Here is a 3273-nt window from a genome sequence, read left to right on the forward strand (position 1 = left end):
TTTATATCCGCATTCTTTGGAATTTCAAGCATAGTCATGTCCATACACACATTACCTATCACCTTGCATTTATATTTATTATCCACCAAAACCTCTGCACGGTTTGAAAGCTTTCTGTTATAACCGTCCGCATACCCTGCACACATAACTCCAACCTTCATATCCTCTTCTGCGGTAAATGTTCTTCCGTAACCTATCGATGCTCCTTTCTTTACATCAAATATGTTACTTATACTTGTATGAAAGGTCATCACAGGTTTATAAGGATTGTTCTTAGGAGTAACCTGCGAAGGGTAAATACCGTAAAGCACAATACCCGCACGAACCGCATCGAGAGAATATTCTTCCAAATCCGTGATGGCAGCGGAATTTGCTATATGCTTGATTTTAATATTCAAACCATATTCTTCGGATTTTTGAATTGCATATTTAAAAATTTCAAATTGATTCTTGCTGTAAGTTTTGTCTTCTTCATCACTTGTGGAAAAATGAGAAAACAATCCTTCGGTAATCAAATTATCAAAAGACTTTATCTGCTCAAAAGCCTCGTCTATTTCTTCTTCATTAAATCCAAGTCTGTTCATACCTGTATTGATTTTTATATGCACTTTAATTTTTTTATTTAAAAGCGTGGCTTCCTCATTGAGCTTTCTGGCAAAATCCAAATTATAAATCGCAGGTGTAATGTTATTTTCTATTATCTTATGTATCTTCCTGTCAGGAACATAACCCAGGATTAATATATCTTCTTTTATACCATAATCTCTTAGGCACATTGCCTCGTACACACTTGAAACGGCAAACATATCCGCCCCTTCTCTGGTTAAAGCTTGCGCGCATATTTCCGCACCGTGTCCGTAAGCGTCAGCCTTGATTACAGGAATCACCTTTTTCCCTTTTACTCTTTTTTTTATATTCCTGTAATTATTTATTAAATTATCCAAATTAATCTTCACACTGGTTTGGTATTTTTCCATTTTCTTGATATCTCCCTAAAATCATCCGATTTAATACTTTTCGACAAATATATACAATATATAATGAATTTGTTACTTTTTTGACATATTTATACACATATCAACATACTTATCCACAGTTTTCCACAATTTATTATAATAAAATTCCTTAATTTAATGGGATTTTAATTATTTTATCTTTAATATTATCAACATTTTTATACTATTTTTCGTTAATAACCTTTGTAAATCCACACAATAATGTGAATAATTTATATTACAAATACACATTTTTTTTAATTGATTTTTATAATTTTAAGTCAGGATTTGCATTTAAAATCAGGTTGTCTTTTTTATTGTTTATATAATTAAAATACCCAGCTGAACCAATCATTGCAGCATTGTCCGTACAATAAACTTTATCCGGAAGATAAAGTTCTATATTTTCTTCCTCGCACTTTTTTTTCAGTTCGCTTCTAAGTAAATCATTGCACAAAACCCCACCGCCGACACAAAGAGTTTTCATATTTTCTTTTTTCAATGCAAGCATTGTTTTATTCACAATAGTATCTACAACACATCTGTTAAAACTTGCACAAACATCATTTATATCAACTTCCTCATTTTTCATTTTCTTACTATTCAAATAATTTAAAACAGCACTTTTTAGTCCACTGAAACTGAAATCAAAATTATCCTTTCCTTTCATTGCCATGGGAAAGCTGATAGCATGCTCATTCCCTAATTGGGCTCTTTTATCTATTTGCACACCTCCGGGATATGACAACCCAAGACTTCTTGCCACTTTGTCAAAAGCCTCTCCGGCAGCATCATCCTTAGTAGAGCCAAGCAAAGTAAATTCCGTATAATCATCGACTCTTGTTATATTTGTATGCCCTCCGCTGGCAGTCAAGCAAATAAAAGGAGGCTTTGCACCCATTATAAATCCCGCACTTATATGTCCTGCCATATGATTGACCCCAACTAAGTCCTTATTTAAGCTAAAAGCCAATGCCTTTGCATACGATAACCCTATAAGCAAAGCACCCACCAAACCGGGACCCGTTGTAACGCTTATAAAGTCAATATCGTCAAAAGTCATATTCGCATCTTTAAGAGCCTTATCCACAACGCTCGATATTTTCATCAAGTGATTTCTGGATGCTATCTCCGGTACAACACCGCCATAAACTTTATGAATATCAATTTGGGTATGTATTGCATTTGACTTAACATTTACGCCATTTTCAACAACCGCAACGCTGGTTTCGTCACAAGATGTTTCAATAGCTAAAGTAGTAAGTTTACTCATCTTCACTATCCTCTTTATCTGTTGTTTTAACTTCTTCGTTCTCTTCAGTTTTTTTATCTTTTTCTATATCATCCTGTTCCTGTTTTCTTTTCATTGCTTCTTCAAATTTTCTGTTTTTCATTTGTTCAAACTTCTGTTTTGTTCTTATAATATCGTCTCTACTGTCGTTTATACTCATAAGAGTAATATATTCGGTCTTTTCTCTCTTGAGCTGAAAACGAAGATACAGCGAAACCAACATAACTATACTTCCTATACCTATAAGATTAAAGATCAAAGTTATTATTGAATTTATAAACGTAAAAGGTAAAAACTCCAAAAGAAGCATAATAAATATACCCGTAAGCATTTTAAATGACAGATTCTGTCCCTTAATAAATAGACCTCCCAAATATAGAGCTGTAGGTATCAATGCTATATATGTCAAAGTATAATAAATACTTCCGACATGGATCGCCATAGGCATACCTATTATTGTTATTAAAAGTAAAATAACAACAGGTATTATAAATAAAGATGTCATAGCACCAATACTTAAACATTTAAATACGTTTCTTCTGGTAAACAAATCAATTTTCAATGCACTTATAGGAAACAACTTAAACAAAATTATGGCTATAATTAATACGGAAATTTTATTTAAAGTGCTAAAGTAAGACATGAAGCTTGACAACAAGCCCTGAGAATCCGTATTGTAAGATACGGGAATATTAAGCCCCAAATCACCTTTTTTAATCCCACCTGAAACATTGCTTTCATCCGTCTTTACAATAGGATTAGGACTTTCGTATATCAAAGAACCTTTAATGTTTACATTTTTACCTAAGACAAGTTCATTACATCCCACTCTGACATCGCCTTGTATATCTCCATTTAAAGTTATACTGTCCCCTACCATGAAAACATCTCCGCCTACTTTACCTTTTAAAAGAATATCGTCGGTATAGGCCGTCACATCTCCGTCAATAACCGTACGCTCATCGGTAATAAGTTTATCTCCGTACA

At 33.3% G+C, this 3273-nt stretch carries 3 protein-coding genes; all 3 read right to left on the bottom strand.

Annotated elements, in window-relative coordinates; translation table 11 throughout:
- Nucleotides 1-977 (bottom strand): alanine racemase (gene alr, locus QZ357_RS02105; protein WP_290771270.1); only part of this gene is annotated, 977 nt, incomplete at its 3' end.
- Nucleotides 978-1263: 286 nt separating this feature from the next.
- A complete protein-coding gene (gene tsaD / locus QZ357_RS02110; protein WP_290771272.1) occupies nt 1264-2268 on the bottom strand; it encodes a tRNA (adenosine(37)-N6)-threonylcarbamoyltransferase complex transferase subunit TsaD in 1005 nt (334 codons plus the stop codon).
- Nucleotides 2261-3273 (bottom strand): hypothetical protein (locus tag QZ357_RS02115; RefSeq protein WP_290771274.1); only part of this gene is annotated, 1013 nt, incomplete at its 5' end. The genes QZ357_RS02115 and tsaD, both read right to left, overlap by 8 nt.

The sequence above is a fragment of the Anaerofustis sp. genome, from assembly GCF_019420015.1.
Taxonomy (GTDB): Bacteria; Bacillota; Clostridia; order Eubacteriales; family Anaerofustaceae; genus Anaerofustis.

Coding starts and splice junctions, on each gene's coding strand:
- tsaD (WP_290771272.1), bottom strand. CDS start 2,268: ATGAGTAAACTTACTACTTTAGCTATTGAAACATCTTGTGACGAAACC.